13 protein-coding genes are annotated in these 15957 nt (G+C 52.3%); 6 read left to right on the forward strand and 7 right to left on the reverse strand.

The annotated features are described in order from the left end of the window. Positions 1–344: 344 nt before the first annotated feature. The gene (locus ACTL32_RS05755; protein ID WP_441340569.1) at positions 345–530 is read left to right on the forward strand and encodes a hypothetical protein; all 186 of its coding nucleotides are present in this window, start codon (positions 345–347) and stop codon (positions 528–530) included. 180 nt (positions 531–710) lie between these two features. On the opposite strand, the gene ACTL32_RS05760 is transcribed toward ACTL32_RS05755, so the two are convergent. The 3 genes from ACTL32_RS05760 to ACTL32_RS05770 all read right to left on the reverse strand — a co-directional run bounded on the left by ACTL32_RS05760 (position 711) and on the right by ACTL32_RS05770 (position 4452). Beyond that, positions 711–1619 carry a MerR family transcriptional regulator gene (locus ACTL32_RS05760; protein WP_441340570.1) on the reverse strand — a complete coding sequence of 303 codons (909 nt, stop codon included), beginning with the start codon at positions 1617–1619 and terminating at the stop codon, positions 711–713. 295 nt (positions 1620–1914) lie between these two features. Next, positions 1915–3114, reverse strand: a complete 1200-nt coding sequence (locus ACTL32_RS05765) for an MFS transporter (protein WP_441340571.1) — start codon at positions 3112–3114, stop codon at positions 1915–1917. A 105-nt stretch (positions 3115–3219) separates the two neighbouring features. Continuing rightward, positions 3220–4452 carry an MFS transporter gene (locus ACTL32_RS05770; RefSeq protein ID WP_441340572.1) on the reverse strand — a complete coding sequence of 411 codons (1233 nt, stop codon included), beginning with the start codon at positions 4450–4452 and terminating at the stop codon, positions 3220–3222. 488 nt (positions 4453–4940) lie between these two features. Here ACTL32_RS05770 and ACTL32_RS05775 point away from each other — a divergent pair, with 488 nt between their 5' ends. The 3 genes from ACTL32_RS05775 to ACTL32_RS05785 all read left to right on the forward strand — a co-directional run bounded on the left by ACTL32_RS05775 (position 4941) and on the right by ACTL32_RS05785 (position 9069). Beyond that, entirely contained in the window at positions 4941–6434 is a 1494-nt protein-coding gene (locus ACTL32_RS05775) for an acetyl-CoA hydrolase/transferase family protein (protein ID WP_441340573.1), read from the forward strand. A 230-nt stretch (positions 6435–6664) separates the two neighbouring features. Beyond that, the gene (locus ACTL32_RS05780) at positions 6665–7309 is read left to right on the forward strand and encodes a LytTR family DNA-binding domain-containing protein (RefSeq protein ID WP_441340574.1); all 645 of its coding nucleotides are present in this window, start codon (positions 6665–6667) and stop codon (positions 7307–7309) included. Positions 7310–7554: 245 nt separating this feature from the next. Then, positions 7555–9069 carry an acetyl-CoA hydrolase/transferase family protein gene (locus ACTL32_RS05785; protein WP_441340575.1) on the forward strand — a complete coding sequence of 505 codons (1515 nt, stop codon included), beginning with the start codon at positions 7555–7557 and terminating at the stop codon, positions 9067–9069. 339 nt (positions 9070–9408) lie between these two features. On the opposite strand, the gene ACTL32_RS05790 is transcribed toward ACTL32_RS05785, so the two are convergent. Next, positions 9409–9879, reverse strand: a complete 471-nt coding sequence (locus ACTL32_RS05790) for a VOC family protein (RefSeq protein ID WP_441340576.1) — start codon at positions 9877–9879, stop codon at positions 9409–9411. A gap of 158 nt (positions 9880–10037) precedes the next feature. Between ACTL32_RS05790 and rlmN the strand changes: the two genes are divergently transcribed. Next, complete coding sequence (gene rlmN / locus ACTL32_RS05795; protein ID WP_204891423.1) at positions 10038–11108, forward strand: 23S rRNA (adenine(2503)-C(2))-methyltransferase RlmN; 1071 nt, start codon at positions 10038–10040, stop codon at positions 11106–11108. 260 nt (positions 11109–11368) lie between these two features. On the opposite strand, the gene ACTL32_RS05800 is transcribed toward rlmN, so the two are convergent. Genes ACTL32_RS05800 through ACTL32_RS05810 form a run of 3 tightly spaced genes read right to left on the reverse strand, consistent with a single transcriptional unit; the run spans position 11369 to position 14540 of the window. Beyond that, a complete protein-coding gene (locus ACTL32_RS05800) occupies positions 11369–12295 on the reverse strand; it encodes a carbohydrate ABC transporter permease (protein WP_441340577.1) in 927 nt (308 codons plus the stop codon). Beyond that, positions 12296–13207 (reverse strand): carbohydrate ABC transporter permease, encoded by a 912-nt coding sequence (locus ACTL32_RS05805; protein ID WP_441340578.1) that lies wholly within the window; start codon positions 13205–13207, stop codon positions 12296–12298. Positions 13208–13223: 16 nt separating this feature from the next. Next, positions 13224–14540, reverse strand: a complete 1317-nt coding sequence (locus tag ACTL32_RS05810) for an ABC transporter substrate-binding protein (RefSeq protein WP_441340579.1) — start codon at positions 14538–14540, stop codon at positions 13224–13226. Positions 14541–14802: 262 nt separating this feature from the next. On the opposite strand from ACTL32_RS05810, the gene ACTL32_RS05815 reads away from it, so the two are divergent. Next, complete coding sequence (locus ACTL32_RS05815; protein WP_441340580.1) at positions 14803–15945, forward strand: ABC transporter ATP-binding protein; 1143 nt, start codon at positions 14803–14805, stop codon at positions 15943–15945. Positions 15946–15957: the final 12 nt, after the last annotated feature.

Genomic DNA, 15957 nt, shown 5'->3' on the forward strand with positions numbered 1-15957 from the left:
ATGCGTTTTTTCGGTTGTGGAAAGCAAAATTTCCCGCTCTTTATTTGGTGTCTAGACTTCAGCGCCCAGCACCTCGAGTCGCTTCGGTTTTGCCCGACATGGCAGAAAGCGCCATGACTGCTAAACCCTCTAGCGCTTGTCTAGTCTCCAGTGCCTAGCTCTTCGGGACAAAAGCCGATCCAATTACGTGGCAAAAACCGCCACTCCATTGGTCCGTCTTATGCCTGTCAGAGCTGAACAGGCACTTCTGCTTTTCTCGAGTCAGGGCTAACCGGGCGCTTCCGCTTTTCTTCTGAACGATGATATAATAAAACCAAAGAGACCGGAAAGGAGTTGCATTTCCCATGAAATACACGAAATCGAAAATGGAACAGCTGGTCAGCGATCATCCGGAACTTAAAAAGCGTTTGAAAACGTTGATGAAGGACATGGACCTCGAGAAGAGTTTTGCGCTCAAAGCGCTGTACCATTCCGAAGTCACCGACAATGGCCCGTACCAGAAATATTACCAGGACCTGGACCTGCTTTAAGCAGAGAACGCGAGAGAGTCCCGGGTTTCTCTTTTCTGTCTAGACTCCGGTGCCTAGTTCCTCGAGATGCTTCAGTCTTGGGGGGCGATGGCAAGAAGCGCCATCGCCTCCAAGCCTTCCAACGCTTGTCGGAACTGGCGAGGCACCTGCGCTTTTCTGATAAAGACGCAAAAACTCCCGTTAAGCCCTGCTTAACGGGAGTTTTTCTTTGAAGTCGTTGAGGCGTTCCTGCCACGATTCGTACATCGGGCCGAGGAACAGGGTATTGCCGGCATCCAGCGCTTCGATCACGCCTTGGCCGCCGACAAGGAAGCGCATGTCGGGATTCGCATCGGTAAGCTGATTGATGTAGTTCTCCGCAAGCGGCCGGAGCTCCGGGTCCGAAATGGCTATGCAGACAATCTGGACATCCTGTTGGAGCGCAGCTTCCGGCAAGCCGTCGATCGGCGTGTCCGCACCGATGAACATGACGGGGAATGCGTTCTCGCGCAGGAACAGCGTGAAGAGCATAAGGCCGAGGTAATGCTGTTCGCCGCTCGGGCAAAGCGCCATGACCTTCGGCAGATCTGGGGAAGTCGGGAACACGCGGAAAAACTGCGTGAAGCGCTGCTCAACGATGTGGCTGATCATGTGTTCATGCGCCACGGTCAGCGTGCCGTTTTCCCACTCTTTGCCGATCTGCACCATCAGCGGGACGATGATGGAAAAGAACACCGTACGGTAATGGAACATGGAAAAGTTCATATCGAGCAAATAATTGAAACGCTCTGTATCCATTTCCGCCGCCGCCAAAAAGAGCTCCTGAATCTGCTTTTCATAAGCCTCATTGCCGAAATGCTCCGGCAATTCCTTTTTCTCAGCCGGCATCCGCTTTGACGCGTGCAATTGCTTTACCGCTTCGCTGATTTTGACGCCGTGCTCCTGCACCTGGATCTTCAGCCATTTGAGGTCCTCAAGGTTCTGGTCCGAGTACAGCCGGTGTCCGGTTTCGGTGCGGGCAGGGGTGATGGCATTGTAGCGGGTCTCCCAAGAACGGATCGTCACTTTCGGCATATCTAAGATTTTGGCAGCTGCTTTGATGTTGTACATAGCATTACCCACATTCCTTTAGATTTTGTATAATAATTATACAACTACCCTGAGCTTCCCGTAAAGCTGTGAGGCTCTAAAAAGCGCACCATTCCGGGAAATCGGGGAAACGGTTTCGGGTTTGATAATAAAAATCGGCGGCTTTCTGTAAAAAGGTGCCTATCTATTTTGGGGAATCGGCATAAAGTTGCTTTTTCCCTAATTTGTGGCAATCTGCATGCAGGATAAAAACTTATACATCCTCAATATGAAAAAACCGGAGCCCTTTCCAATGAAAGGGCTCCGGTTCTGTGTTTTATTGGAGTGCTGCTGTTTTAGCGTTCCGGGATCGGTGCCAGACAATCGTGATGGTCCAGGTGATCATCAGCATGATGAGCCCCAGGATGAACGGGAAAACGATGTTGATGTCGTAGAGCGCACCGGCGAGCAGCGGCCCGAGAATATTGCCGACGCTCATATAGGCATTGTTCATGCCCATCGCGAAGCCGACTTCGCCTTCCGCCATCTTGGAAATCAACGTGTTCAGCACCGGCCGGAGGATCGAAGTCGCCAGGAAGATGATGAGCGATACGCTGAAGAACATCGCGTAGCTGCTGGCAAACAGCGACAGCAGGAAGCCGAATGCGGCAACGCCGATGAATGCGAGCAGGATCACTACTTCGCCGAACCGGCGGACGATTCGGTCGACCACGAACAGCTGGACAATGACGCTGACAACGCCGGTCGCGGTAATCATGAACGCGATGTCTTTCGCGGTCGAGTTGAACTGGTTGTCGAGGTAAAGGCCGATGACCGATTCATAGGCAAGCAGACCGAAGCTCATGACGAGCGTAATGACCAAAGGAATGAAATACGGCATTTGGACAGAACGGGCGATTTTGGCGAGCATCGCTTCCTGCTGCGTCATGTCCATGGTAGTTGCCGGATCCGCTTCGACGGCGTCCTGTTCTTTCAGGAGCGCGACAGAAAACAGGACGGCGGCAAGCGAGACGAGCGCCGATACCAGGAACGGCAGCTTCAGGCTGTAGTCGGCGAGGAATCCGCCGATGCCGGGACCCACGACGATGCCGAGCGACATGGCAGCCGACACCAGGCTTGTGCCTTTGGCGCGCTGGTCGAATGTTGTGATGTCGGCGATATAGGCGAAAATCGCCGGAATGAGCATGGCTGCGCCGATGCCGCCGATGACGCGCGACAAGTACAGCACCCAGATGCCGTCCGACAAGTAAAAGACGAACATCGAAATGGTAAGGCCGAGGAGGCCGTAGATGATCATTTTGCGGCGGCCGTATTGGTCCGCCCATCTGCCGGAAATCGGCGAGAACAGGAACTGGGCGGCTGCGAAAATGGCGATCATCAAGCCGGCCGCCATGCCGCCTTCACCGATTGATTCAAGGTAAGCGGGCAGGATCGGGATGACGATGCCGAAGCTGCCGATGGCGATGAACATATTGATCATCAGGATATATATTTTCTTGCGTTGGTCTGCAGTCATGTGGTGCCTCTTTTCTTTTCGTGATACGAATGATTTATTTGCTCAACTTTTCCATATTAGAGGAGCTTCCACATCTTGTCAAACTTAACAGCAAAAGCTGAACCGTCATATGAGCGGTTCAGCTTCTGGAAGTTCTGTGCGCATGCGGGCGGCGGCTTTCGCTGCGTGCGACGAGCGCCAAGCGATGGCAATCGTCAGCGTCACAAGCAAGAGGCCGAGGCCGAGCATGAACGGATAATTGATGTTGAAATCGTACAGCAGACCGGCGGACAAGGGGCCGAGGACGTTCCCGAGGCTCATATAGGCAGTGGTCATGCCCATCGCGAACCCGACTTCGCCTTTCGCCATCTTGGAAATCAGGATATTCAGCACCGGCCGGAGAATGGCCATCGCCATGAAGATGACGGTGGTGACGCCGAAGAACATTACGTAGCTGCCGGCAATGAACGACAGCAGGAAGCCCGCGGTGGCAAGGCCGAGGAACGTGATGATGACCGGCACTTCGCCGAAGCGGCGCACGAGGCGGTCGACCACGAACAGCTGGACGATGACGCTGATGGTGCCGGTTGCAGTGATCATCAATGCGATGTCTTTCGATGTGGACGCGTATTGCTCAGTCAAGTACAGACCGATGACCGACTCGTACGCCACAAGTCCGAAGCTCATGACGAACGTGATGATGAGCGGCACGAAATACGGCATTTTCGCCGAGCGGCCGATCCCTTCGAGCATCGATTCATCGACGTCGAATGTGACAGCGGCTTTATTGGCCGCGCGGGTTTCGTCGCTTTCCTTCAATAGAAGGACTGAGAACAGGACAGCTGCGAGCGTGACAATAGCGGAAACCAGGAACGGCAGCTTCAAGTCGAACTCCGCAAGGAATCCGCCGATACCAGGTCCGATGACCAAGCCGAGCGACATTGATGCGGTCACCATGCCGGTCCCTTTCGCACGCTGCGAAGGCGTCGTAATGTCCGCGATGTAAGCGAAAATCGCTGGCACCAGGAATGCGTCGCCGATGCCGCCGATGATGCGGGAAGCATACAGCACCCAAATGGAGTCGGTTGCGTAGAACATACCCATCGACGCAGCAAGCAGGCTGAGTCCGAGGATGATCATATTGCGGCGGCCGTAGAGGTCCGCCCATTTCCCGCCGAGCGGGGAGAACAGGAGCTGGGCGCCGGCAAAGATGGCGATCATCAGTCCGGCGGCTGTACCGCCCTGGTTGATGGACACAAGGTAAGCGGGCATAATCGGGACAATGATCCCGAAGCTCGCGATGGCAATAAACATATTCACCATAAGCAAGGTGATTTTCTTTCTTTGTAGGGGAGACACAGGTAAATCCTCATTTCTATTTCTATATCGTGGTTTTTATTGGCAGGGGCAAGGCGTCGGGAGAAAGTTGGAACAAGGCGGAAACAACAGGGGCGGAAGACAAACTCTACATGCTAAAAATTATATTATTATTTCTTCTGAAATTAACAACTTTCCTATATTATGATGAATAAAAGGCAAAGTCAAGGTGGTAATCCGATATAAATATTACAATTCTGTTGTTATTTATTATTCCATAATAGGAATAGTCTGAAAACTTTCGGACATGGCTATCTGGAAAGCCCGCCCCTAAAGGGATGTAAACCCTTGCAAGCGGAGTCAATTGAGCCGCCTGCACACGGCGCATTTTCCCTGCCATTTGTTACAGCGGTGTGAATGGTTCTTTCCATATAGGCGGAAAGGAGAGCAGGGGTGTATTTGGGTCCGGCGGAGGTAAGGTATAATGGAAACATACAAGGAAGACATTCAGGCTATGAAAGGTGACAGTGATGGAAAAAACCATAGAACGCATCAAAGCCATTCAATTGCAGGAGCGGGTCATCGAAGCGGAAACCGCAGCTTCGTGGATCCAGGACGGAATGACGCTCGGGCTCAGCGGGTTTACGCGCGCCGGGGACGCAAAAGCGGTGCCGCTTGCGCTCGTGAAGCGGGCAGAGACGGAAAGCTTTAAAGTGAACGTATTTACCGGGGCCTCGCTTGGCTCGGATATCGATAAATTATTTGCCGAAGCGGGCATAGTGGGCAAGCGGCTGCCCTTCCAGGCCGATCCAGCCATGCGGAAAAAGATCAATGAAGGCGAAATGCTGTTTGTCGATGACCATTTGTCGCAGACCGCGGAATGGATCAAGGCGGACGTCATCTCTTCCATCGATTTCGCGATTGTTGAAGCACTCGGCATCACGGAAGACGGCCTCATCATCCCGACGACATCGGTCGGAAACTCGGCTCTATTTGTTCAGTACGCGAAAAACGTCATTGTGGAAATCAATACCGCACAGCCGGAATTGTTCGAAGGGGTCCACGACATCTATGACACGGGCAAGCAGGGCGAGCGTGTGCCAATTCCGCTGACCCATGTTGATGACCGCATCGGCGTGCCGGGCATGCCGGTGGATTTGGAGAAGGTGCGCGGCATCGTATTTACGCACCAGGCCGATTCGCCTTCGACTATCGACCCGGCGGATGAAGAGACGGACCGGATTGCGGATCATCTCCTGGAATTCCTGCGCTCCGAAGTGCGGGCAGGGCGCCTGACCAATAAACTGGCGCCGCTGCAGTCAGGCATCGGGACAGTCGCGAACTCGGTGCTCCACGGGATGCTCGATTCCGAATTTGACGACCTTGAGGTGTATTCCGAAGTGCTGCAGGACGCGGTGTTCGAGCTGATCGACGCCGGGAAAGTGCGGTTTGCCTCGGCCTCGTCCATCACGCTGTCGGAAGAGAAGATGAAGCAGGTATTCGGCAATTTCGGCCGCTACCGCGACAAGCTCATCCTGCGGCCGCAGGAGATTTCCAACCATCCGGAAATCATCCGCCGCTTGGGGCTGATTTCGATCAACACGGCGCTCGAATTCGATATCTACGGCAACGTTAACTCGACCCATGTGTCAGGAACGAAAATGATGAACGGCATCGGCGGATCCGGGGATTTCGCCCGCAATGCACGGCTCTCCATCTTTGTCACCAAGTCGATTGCCAAAGGCGGGCGCATCTCGAGCGTCGTGCCGTTTGTGACGCATGTCGACCATACGGAGCACGACGTCGACATCGTCGTGACGGAACAAGGCTATGCGGACCTGCGCGGGCTTGCCCCGCGGGAGCGCGCGACGCTGATCATCGAGCAATGTGTGCATCCGATGTATAAGGAAAAGATGCGTGCGTATTACGCAGAAGCCTTGACACGCGGCGGCCAGACGCCGCATGTGCTGGAGAAAGCCTTCTCGTGGCATGCAAAACTCGCACAGACCGGCACGATGCTGTAAGCCGCAAGTTGAATACCGGACAGCTGCCCATTGAGGGCGGCTGTTTTTATTTGGAGGAAAGAGGTGCAGAGCTGCAGTAAAATTTGTAGAATGTAAGTTGGCTTATTCGTTTTTAAAGGACGATTTTCTATATTAATGAAATAATCACCGCCGGCGCGTCTACGGGCTAAGCGATAGATAGCAACACTCATTCGTTCATTTACATATGTTAGAAAAACAGGAGGCGCATTATGGAGAAACTGACACTTGATTCGCTATTGGACGTTATCGGCGAATTGTTTTCGGACGAAATTTCAATTGCGGTATCGGATACGGAAAGGTATGTGTATTACCGGCCGAGCAAGCGGATCGACCTGAAAATCCATGTCGGGGACCCGGTGAAGCCGGGGACGATCGCGTTCAAGGCGCTCGAAACGCAGCAGAAAGCTTCAGAGTTTATTGACAAGGAGGTATTCGGAGTGCCGTACCACGGCATGGCAGTCCCCTTTGAGCAGGACGGCATCGTGCAGGGCGTGGTCATGGCGATCTACCCGGCATTCACTGAAGGCAAGTCGGTCGTGACCGTGAAAAGCGCCGACGGCTGGAAGCCGATCCCGTTCGGCGACGTGAAGTACCTGGAAGCGAAGGACCGCAAAACCTATGTGCACGCTGACGGCTTCTGGGGGACGAATAAAAACTCGCTGCAGGAATTCGAATTCTTGCTGCCGCGCGATTCCTTTATCCGCTGCCACCGCTCGTATATCGTCAATGTGCATCATATAGAAGAAATCCATCCGGATACCCATTCAACATTTGTCCTGGCAATGGACAACGGCGAACGTATCCCGGTCAGCCAGTCGTATTCGAGCTATTTCCGGAAACTGCTCGATTTCTGAAAAATCTGCTGCTCTATCCGCCGGCTTCGCTGCTTCGGCGCGAATAACGCTTTTCCGCGCAGTGAAACGCTCTTTCGAAAGAAGATAAGTTAAAATTATCTAATAATTAACCTTCATTAGATAATGACAACCTATACTCTTTTCAGGGAAAGCGGCGACGCTCATCCGAGCGGACGCTTATGAAAACGCTTTATCTTGAAAGTGGGAAATTGCTAGCTTATTAAATTTGAAAGAGAGTGATGGATATGGAAAACAATCTTGGACGGATCAGAGCAGCCGAATTGAAGGACCGGGTCGTGACGCCGGAAAGAGCCGCATCGTGGATTGGCGACGGCATGACGTTGGGGCTCAGCGGTTTTACACGGGCGGGAGACGTGAAAGCGGTTCCTTTTGCGCTGGTCAAACGCGCAGAAACGGAAAGCTTTAAAGTGAACGTCTTTACCGGTGCCTCGCTGGGGTCGGACATCGACCGCCTGTTCGCGGAGGCGGGCATTGTCAATAAACGCTTGCCCTTCCAGGCGGAGCCTGCGATGCGCAAGAAAATCAACGAAGGCGAAATGCTGTTTGTGGACCACCATTTATCCCATACCGCGGAATGGATCCGCTCGGGCGTCATCGAACCGATCGATTTCGCGATTGTGGAGGCGCTGTCGATTACGGAGGACGGCATGATCATCCCGACGACTTCTGTCGGCAACTCTTCCGTTTTCGTGAAGCACGCTAAAAATATCATCGTCGAAATCAACACCGCGCAGCCGGAGCTTTTCGAGGGACTGCACGACATCTACGATACCGGCAAGCAAGGAGAGCGGATGCCGATTCCGTTGACGACGGTTGACCAGCGCATCGGCACGGTCGGCATTCCGGTCGACATGGACAAAGTGCGTGGCATCGTCTTCACCGAGCAATTGGATTCACCGTCGAACATCGTGGCGCCGGATGAAGAAACGAAAATCATGGCGGACCACCTGCTGGAATTTTTCCGCTCGGAGATCCGCGCCGGCCGCCTGACCGAGACGCTTGCGCCGCTGCAGTCGGGCATCGGGTCTGTGGCGAACGCCGTGCTGCACGGCATGATCGACTCTGAATTCGAAGGCCTTGAAGTCTATTCGGAAGTGCTGCAGGACGCGGTGTTTGATTTGATCGACGCCGGCAAAGTCGAGTTCGCTTCCTGCTGTTCAATCACGCTGTCGGAACCGAAGATGAAGCAGGTCTTCGGCAACTTCGATAACTACCGCAATAAAATCGTCATGCGCCCGCAGGAAATTTCGAACCATCCGGAACTCATCCGCCGCTTAGGCCTCGTTTCGATCAACACGGCTTTGGAATTCGACATCTACGGCAACGTCAATTCGACGCATGTGTCCGGCTCGAAGATGATGAACGGCATCGGCGGTTCCGGCGACTTTGCCCGCAATGCGCGGCTCGCGATATTCGTCACGAAATCGATTGCGAAAGAAGGGCGGATTTCAAGCGTCGTGCCGTTCGTTTCGCACATCGACCACACCGAGCACGACGTCGATGTCGTCGTCACCGAGCAGGGCTATGCGGATCTCCGCGGCCTGGCGCCGCGCGAGCGGGTCGGCGTTATCATCGAAAACTGCGTGCATCCGATGTACCGCGAAGCGCTGCGCGAGTATTACGCCGAAGCGCTGACGCGCGGGGGACAGACGCCGCACGTGCTGGAAAAAGCCTTTTCGTGGCACACGAATTTGGCCGAATACGGCTCGATGCTCGTGAAAAAAGAACAGACGGTATAGCCTTATGCGTAAAGGCGCTGTCCAAAAAGGGCCGCTGTCCATTGCGGCGGACGCTTTCCGCGGGCTCGCGCTGAACTAACTCGGACTAGCGTCCGAGTGGATTTCGACACTTCGCTATCCCGCTGGAAAAACCGATGCTCCTGCATCGCTTCGCTGCTTCGTCCAACTTGCTCGCCGCCTCCATTCCCAGCAGCCATTTATAGCAAATAAAAAAGACCGGAGGAGAAAAAGCAATGCTTTTTCTCCTCCGGTCTTTAGTTTGAAGCTTTTTAGACAGCCCCTTTTTAAATGCCTAAGAAAGTATGGCTTTTAAAGGCTGAACGGGCGCTTGCGCTTTTCTTATTTATTGCCGTACATTTCGGATGTGTTGCGGCTCGACAGTTCCAGGATATTGCCGAACGGGTCTTCCATATAAACCAGGTAATGGTTCTTGTCCTTGGTCGTCTGGTGGATTTTGCTGCGCTGACGGCCGCCGTGCAGGACGATCCGTTCGATCGTCTCGATTAGGTTCTCTACAACCAGGCAGACATGGAAAAAGCCCCGGTGCGGCGAAAGCTGTTCCCCCTTGATGTCCGATTCCTGGAACTCGAACAATTCAATGCCGACTCCGCCGAGCGACATGAGGTGGATGTTCCGCATTTTGGTAATCTCCGGGCCTTGCAGATCCAGTGTCATGTGGTCCGGTTCTTCGGTGGCCGCATCGAATTCGAACGGGCCTGACAATATGTAAAAGCCCAGGACTTTGCAATACCATTCCGCTGCGCGGTCAAGGTCGGGAACGGCCAAGCCGATATGTGTAATTTCCGCCATTTGATCGCCTCCTCTGTATAAAGCTTTTACCCGATTTCCACCCCTTTAATCCGGCAAAAAAAGCAGAGTTTTCAGTCTAAACGAAAATAGTTGTTGTCAAGCTCTAAATTTAGTATTATAATAAGCAATTGTGAAATTCCGAAATGAGGGTACTAATAATGAAAAATTCCATCTATGGATTGACAGTAGATCAACTAAAAGAATGGTTTTTAGAAAACGGCCAGAAGAAGTACCGTGCTGAACAAGTATGGGACTGGCTATATATCAAACGCGTCACTGAATTCTCGCAGATGAACAACCTCAGCAAAGAGGTCATCGCGCTTTTGGAAGAGAACTTTGCCATCCGGACATTGGAAGAAGCAGTCAAACAGGAATCTGCCGACGGCACGATCAAATTCCTTTTCCGCCTGCAGGACGGCAACTTGATCGAAACGGTCTTGATGCGTTTTAAATACGGCAACTCGGTCTGTGTTACGACACAGGTTGGCTGCAACATTGGCTGCAGTTTCTGTGCAAGCGGACTTTTGAAAAAGAGCCGCGATTTGAACGCGGGCGAAATCGTCGAGCAGATCATGCAAGTGCAGGCGCATTTTGACGCGCAGCAAAAAGACGAGCGCGTGAGCCACATCGTGGTCATGGGCATCGGCGAACCATTTGACAACTATTCGAACTTGATGGACTTCCTGACAGTCGTCAACTCCCAAAAAGGACTGGCGATCGGGGCGCGCCACATTACTGTATCGACAAGCGGCATCGTACCGAAAATCTACGATTATGCGGACGAAGGCCTGCAAGTCAACTTGGCGATTTCCATCCATGCGCCGACGAACGAATTGCGTTCGCGCATCATGAAAATCAACAAAGCGTATCCGATCGAGAAATTGATGGATGCAATCGATTACTACTTGGAGAAATCCAACCGCCGCATCACATTCGAGTATATTTTATTGCGCGACGTCAACGACCATGTCGAAGAAGCGAACAAGCTCGCGAAGCTGCTCGAAGACAAGCGCCATCTGTCGTACGTCAACCTGATCCCGTACAACTCGGTCAGCGAACACGATCAGTACCAGCAGAGCACGCCGGAAGCGATCAGCGCTTTCTACGACGCTTTGAAGAAGAAAGGCATCAACTGCGGCGTCCGCCACGAACAAGGCGCGGACATCGACGCAGCTTGCGGGCAACTCCGCAGCAAGCAGATCAAAAAAGAGAAAACAGCAGCAGTGTAAGCAATCTGCGCATTCAGGGCATCCTTTCGGGGATGCCTTTTTTCGTGTCGAATTTTGTTGAACGAGCGTAAAGTGCTGCTGAACGCGCGTAAAATTTTCTGAACGAGCATAAATCTCCCTGAACGAGCATTAAACTCCGTGAACGAGCATAAATCCTCACGAGCGAGCATAAGCATTAGAGAAGTCGAAAATTCATTAATTCATCCCACAAAAAACACCCTCCGCGCCCAGGGCGCAGAGGGTGTATCGCAAACCGGACCTTATTTTCCGCCGGACTGCAAGTTGATGCCCTGGATAAAGTACTTCTGGAAAATGAAGAAAATCACGATGACAGGCAGCAGTACAAGCAGCGAGCCGGCCATCAGGTAATTCCACTGCGTGCTCAATTGGCCTTTGAACACTTGCAGGCCAATCTGCAGCGTATACAGATTCTCGTCGTTCAAATAAAGCAATGGCCCGAGGAAGTCGTTCCAGGCGCCGTTGAACGAGAAGATGGCGACTGTCGCGATGGCCGGTTTCGTGAGCGGCAATCCGATTTTCCACCAGATATAGAAATGGCTCGCGCCTTCGATCTTCGCCGCTTCGATCAATTCGGTCGGAATCGTCATATAGAATTGGCGCAGCAGGAAGATGTTGAACGCGCTGCCGAAAAACGCCGGCACGATCAGCGGGTAGTACGTATTGATCCAGCCGAGGTTAGCGAACAGGACGTATTGTGGGATCAATGTGACAAACCCCGGAATCATCATCGTCGCGAGGACGATGGCGAATAAAACGTTCTTGCCCTTGAACGGGATCTTGGCAAAACCGTAGGCGATGAATGAATTGGACAGCACGTTTCCAACCACCACGAACGTCGTGATCACCAGCGTGTTGATGGTGTAGCGGGTGAACGGCGCTGCTTCCCATGTGCGGATGTAGTTGCTGAACAGCCAGTCTTCCGGGAAGAAGGAAGGCGGGAAAGACATGACTTCCGCCATCGTCTTCAAGGAAGTCGCAAACATCCACCAGAGAGGGGAAAGGATCAACAGGCTCCCGATTGCCAGCAGGATGAAGTTGAAGATCACCAGAAAGTTCTTCCGGTTTCCCCGGTGTTCAAAGAAACTCGGATTCTCATTGCTTTTCTCGATGGTCTTCAGGTCATCCGCACGGTCAAGGTAATCCAGGTTATCCGTCGGCTTATCCATCTACTTCTCCTCCCCTTCGTAGTGCACCCAACGGGGAGCAAGTTTCAGGTTGAAAATCGTCATGATGAAAACGATGACGAATAGGATCCAGGACATTGCCATGGCATAGCCCATATTGAAGTTGGTGAAGGCCTGCTTCCACATGTACAGGTTATAGAACAGCAGCGAGTTGGCGGGTCCGCCTTCGCCGTTATTCGACATGACGTATGCTTCCTGGAAAATCTGGAAGCCGCCGATGAGGCTGGTGACGACATCAAAGAAAATGACCGGCGTGATCATCGGAATCGTGATATGGAAAAATTTCTTCCACGTGTTTGCGCCGTCGATTTCGGCCGCTTCATAAAGCGACTTCGAAACCCCCTGCATGCTGGCGAGATAGAGGAGCATCGAACCTCCGACGCTCCATAATTTCATGAAAATAATGGAAGGTTTTGTCCAATCCGGGTCGAACAGCCAGTTCGGACCGTCGATGCCCACCCAGCCCAGCACCAGGTTGACCATTCCGGTACCGGGATCCAGGAGCTGCATCCACAGCATGTAGACGCCGACGCCCGACAGGACGGCCGGCAGGTAATACAGCGTCCGAAAAAAACGCATGCCGGGAATGTCCTGATTGAGCAGGGCGGAAAGGAAAATCGCGCCCATCGTGGTCAACGGTACAGAAAAGATGACGAAATACAAGGTGTTCCAAAGGGAGGTCCAAAAAAGACTGTCCTCTGTAAAGAGTCCTTGATAATTCTCCGCGCCGACAAAGTCCATCTGAGATGTAATATTATAGTTTGTAAAACTTGCCACAAAAGAAAATACCAAAGGTCCCGCAGTAAACGCGAGAAATCCGATGATCCACGGCAACACGAAAATATAGCCGTAAATGCTTTCTTTGCGCCGCATGGTCAGCCTTTTTTTCCCCAAGACGGTCCCTCCTTGCTTACTGGTTTTTCTGGATCAGGTTTTCCACATCCGCCTGCGACTTCTCAAGCGCCTGCTTAGCGGTCATGGAACCGAGCATGAATTCATCCACGTTAGGGTTGATTAGACTGCTGAAATCAGGTGCGATGACCGGAACCGGCGTCAACAGCGTATGATCCATGTTCTCGAGGGCCATTTCATAGACCATTTTCCCGTCTTCAGTGAATTCGTCCGATTTGGCAGCTTCTTCGGCTGCTTCAATATTAGCGACGTTGTCAAAGTTCTTCACTGCCCAGTATTTTTGTGCATCTACGTCGGTCAAATACTTGATGAACTCCCACGAAGCTTCAGGATTTTTGGCGCCTGCCGGGATTTCAGCGACAAATCCGCCGCCCCAGCTCGTATTGCCGTTGCCTTCCTCATATTCCGGAAGTGTCGCAACGCCGAAATTCAAATCCTTTGCGTAATCGCGGATCTGCGTATAGAAAGTCGGCGTCTGTGCAATCATGGCCAAGTCACCGCTGAAGAACGGGTGGCCCTGCTGGCTGTCGATCTGTGCCTGGTAGGAGTTGATGACGTTTTCGCCATAGCGGTCTTTCCAAGTCTTAAGCCAGTTCAAAACCTGTTCATTTTTCGCTGTATCGATTTCGAAATTGTTCTGCTCATCGAAGTAGTTCTGGCCGTTGGCATTCAGCAGCCAGACGTCATAGCCGATTCCCCATAGCGGATAGAATCCGATGCGCTCGTAGTCCTCGCCGGATTTCTTATCCAGCTTTTGTGCGTATTCCTCAAGCTCTGCCCAAGTAGTAGGCGGCTTTTCGGGATCCAGGCCGGCTTCTTTGAAGGCGTCTTTATTGTAGAAAAGAATGCGTGTGTCCGTATTGAACGGAACGCCGTAGGAATCGCCTTCATGCAAAGTCGCTTTCCATAATTCCGGATAGAAGCGCTCAGAGATATCGTCTTCTTTCAGGAGGTCCGCCAAGTTCATGGCCTGGTTCTTTTCCCCCCGGAGAGCGGTGGCGTTGATGTCATTGATTACAACATCCGGCGGATTGCCTGCTGCGATAGCAGCCAGTTCTTTCGTCCAGATATCACCGAACGGAAGGTAAGTGTGCTTCACTTCAATTTCATCTTGAGACTCGTTGAAGTCAGTGATGATCTGCTCGATGATCGGACGGCGGATTTCAGAACCCCAGAAAGTCCAAAAATCGATGACGGTCTTACCTTCTTCATTGGTGGCGGGTTCCTCGTTGTTGCTGGTCTGGAAGCCGGAACAGCCGCTGAGCAGCAGAACCAACCCGACAATCACGATGCCGAACGCTTTTAGTTTGTTCATTCTTCTCCACTCCTTCTGTTGGTATGATAAATAAATGATAAGAAAATAAATTCACTTCGACTTACGAAGTAAACAGCCTCTCCAATTCTTTTTGCTTCTCCGGCGGCCGAATGTAAAACTGGTAAGAACTGAATATTCTGCTTTTCGCAAACCTAATTAGAAGTATATACCAAGTGCTGGCCCTTTTCAAAGAATGATAGAATTTGTAATATACTGAGAAGCGTTTATAATTAAAAGAAAAAACCAAAGGGGACCAGACAAAATGGCAGAGATTCTCATCCAAAACCTGGGCAAGACTTACGATAATGGCGCAGTTGCCGTTACCGATTTTAATCTTGATATTAAAAACGAAGAGTTTATCGTTTTCGTCGGTCCATCCGGCTGCGGAAAATCCACGACCTTGCGGATGATTGCCGGCCTCGAAGAAATCACGGAAGGCGAGTTTTACATAGACGGCAAACGGATGAACGACGTCCAGCCGAAAGAACGCGATATTGCAATGGTGTTCCAGAACTATGCGCTTTACCCGCACATGACCGTTTATGAAAATATGGCGTTCGGGCTGAAGCTGCGCAAGTTCAAAAAAGATGAAATCAAGCGGCGCGTCAACGAGGCGGCGGCAATCCTTGGACTCGAGGAATACTTGGACCGCAAACCGAAAGCGCTTTCGGGCGGCCAGCGCCAGCGTGTCGCTTTGGGCCGGGCGATTGTCCGGGATGCGAAAGTGTTCCTCATGGATGAGCCGCTTTCCAATCTTGACGCCAAGCTTCGCGTCCAGATGCGCGCCGAAATCGCGAAGCTCCACCACCGCTTGAAGACGACTACTATTTATGTAACGCATGACCAGACAGAAGCGATGACGATGGCGTCGCGGATTGTCATCATGAAAGACGGCCATATCCAACAGGTCGGCAGCCCGAAGGAAGTCTATGACTATCCGGCAAACCGGTTTGTCGGCGGCTTTATCGGTTCACCGGCGATGAACTTCTTTGAAGGGCATCTCGAAAACGGCACGTTCAAGCTTGGCGAAAAAGCGGTGGACATTCTGCCGGAACAGCTCGAACTTCTGAAGAGCCAGGGCTTCGACGGAGCGGATCTGACACTCGGCATCCGCCCTGAGCATATCCACGTCAACAGCGAGGACTTGTCGCGGCTGCCGGTCAGCGAATTTGATGCGACGATTACCGTGTCGGAGCTGACAGGTGCGGAAACGATCATCTATGCTGTCTATGCAGAGCAGGAATTCATCGCTCGCGTCGACGCCAACACTTCGATTGAACCGGGGCATACTGCACGTCTCGCTTTCGATATGTCGCATGTGCATTTCTTCGACCCGAAAACCGGCGAACGCATCAAATCAGGAAGTTCAGACCGTTTGGCGGAAACGCCTGCTTCTGTCCAATAATTCTCTCCAGCT

Source organism: Planococcus sp. FY231025, from assembly GCF_052078085.1.
GTDB lineage: Bacteria > Bacillota > Bacilli > Bacillales_A > Planococcaceae > Planococcus.

Coding starts and splice junctions, on each gene's coding strand:
- ACTL32_RS05810 (WP_441340579.1), bottom strand. CDS start 14,540: ATGAACAAACTAAAAGCGTTCGGCATCGTGATTGTCGGGTTGGTTCTG.
- ACTL32_RS05800 (WP_441340577.1), bottom strand. CDS start 12,295: ATGGATAAGCCGACGGATAACCTGGATTACCTTGACCGTGCGGATGAC.
- ACTL32_RS05815 (WP_441340580.1), top strand. CDS start 14,803: ATGGCAGAGATTCTCATCCAAAACCTGGGCAAGACTTACGATAATGGC.
- ACTL32_RS05755 (WP_441340569.1), top strand. CDS start 345: ATGAAATACACGAAATCGAAAATGGAACAGCTGGTCAGCGATCATCCG.
- ACTL32_RS05785 (WP_441340575.1), top strand. CDS start 7,555: ATGGAAAACAATCTTGGACGGATCAGAGCAGCCGAATTGAAGGACCGG.
- ACTL32_RS05760 (WP_441340570.1), bottom strand. CDS start 1,619: ATGTACAACATCAAAGCAGCTGCCAAAATCTTAGATATGCCGAAAGTG.
- ACTL32_RS05780 (WP_441340574.1), top strand. CDS start 6,665: ATGGAGAAACTGACACTTGATTCGCTATTGGACGTTATCGGCGAATTG.
- ACTL32_RS05775 (WP_441340573.1), top strand. CDS start 4,941: ATGGAAAAAACCATAGAACGCATCAAAGCCATTCAATTGCAGGAGCGG.
- ACTL32_RS05765 (WP_441340571.1), bottom strand. CDS start 3,114: ATGACTGCAGACCAACGCAAGAAAATATATATCCTGATGATCAATATG.
- rlmN (WP_204891423.1), top strand. CDS start 10,038: ATGAAAAATTCCATCTATGGATTGACAGTAGATCAACTAAAAGAATGG.
- ACTL32_RS05790 (WP_441340576.1), bottom strand. CDS start 9,879: ATGGCGGAAATTACACATATCGGCTTGGCCGTTCCCGACCTTGACCGC.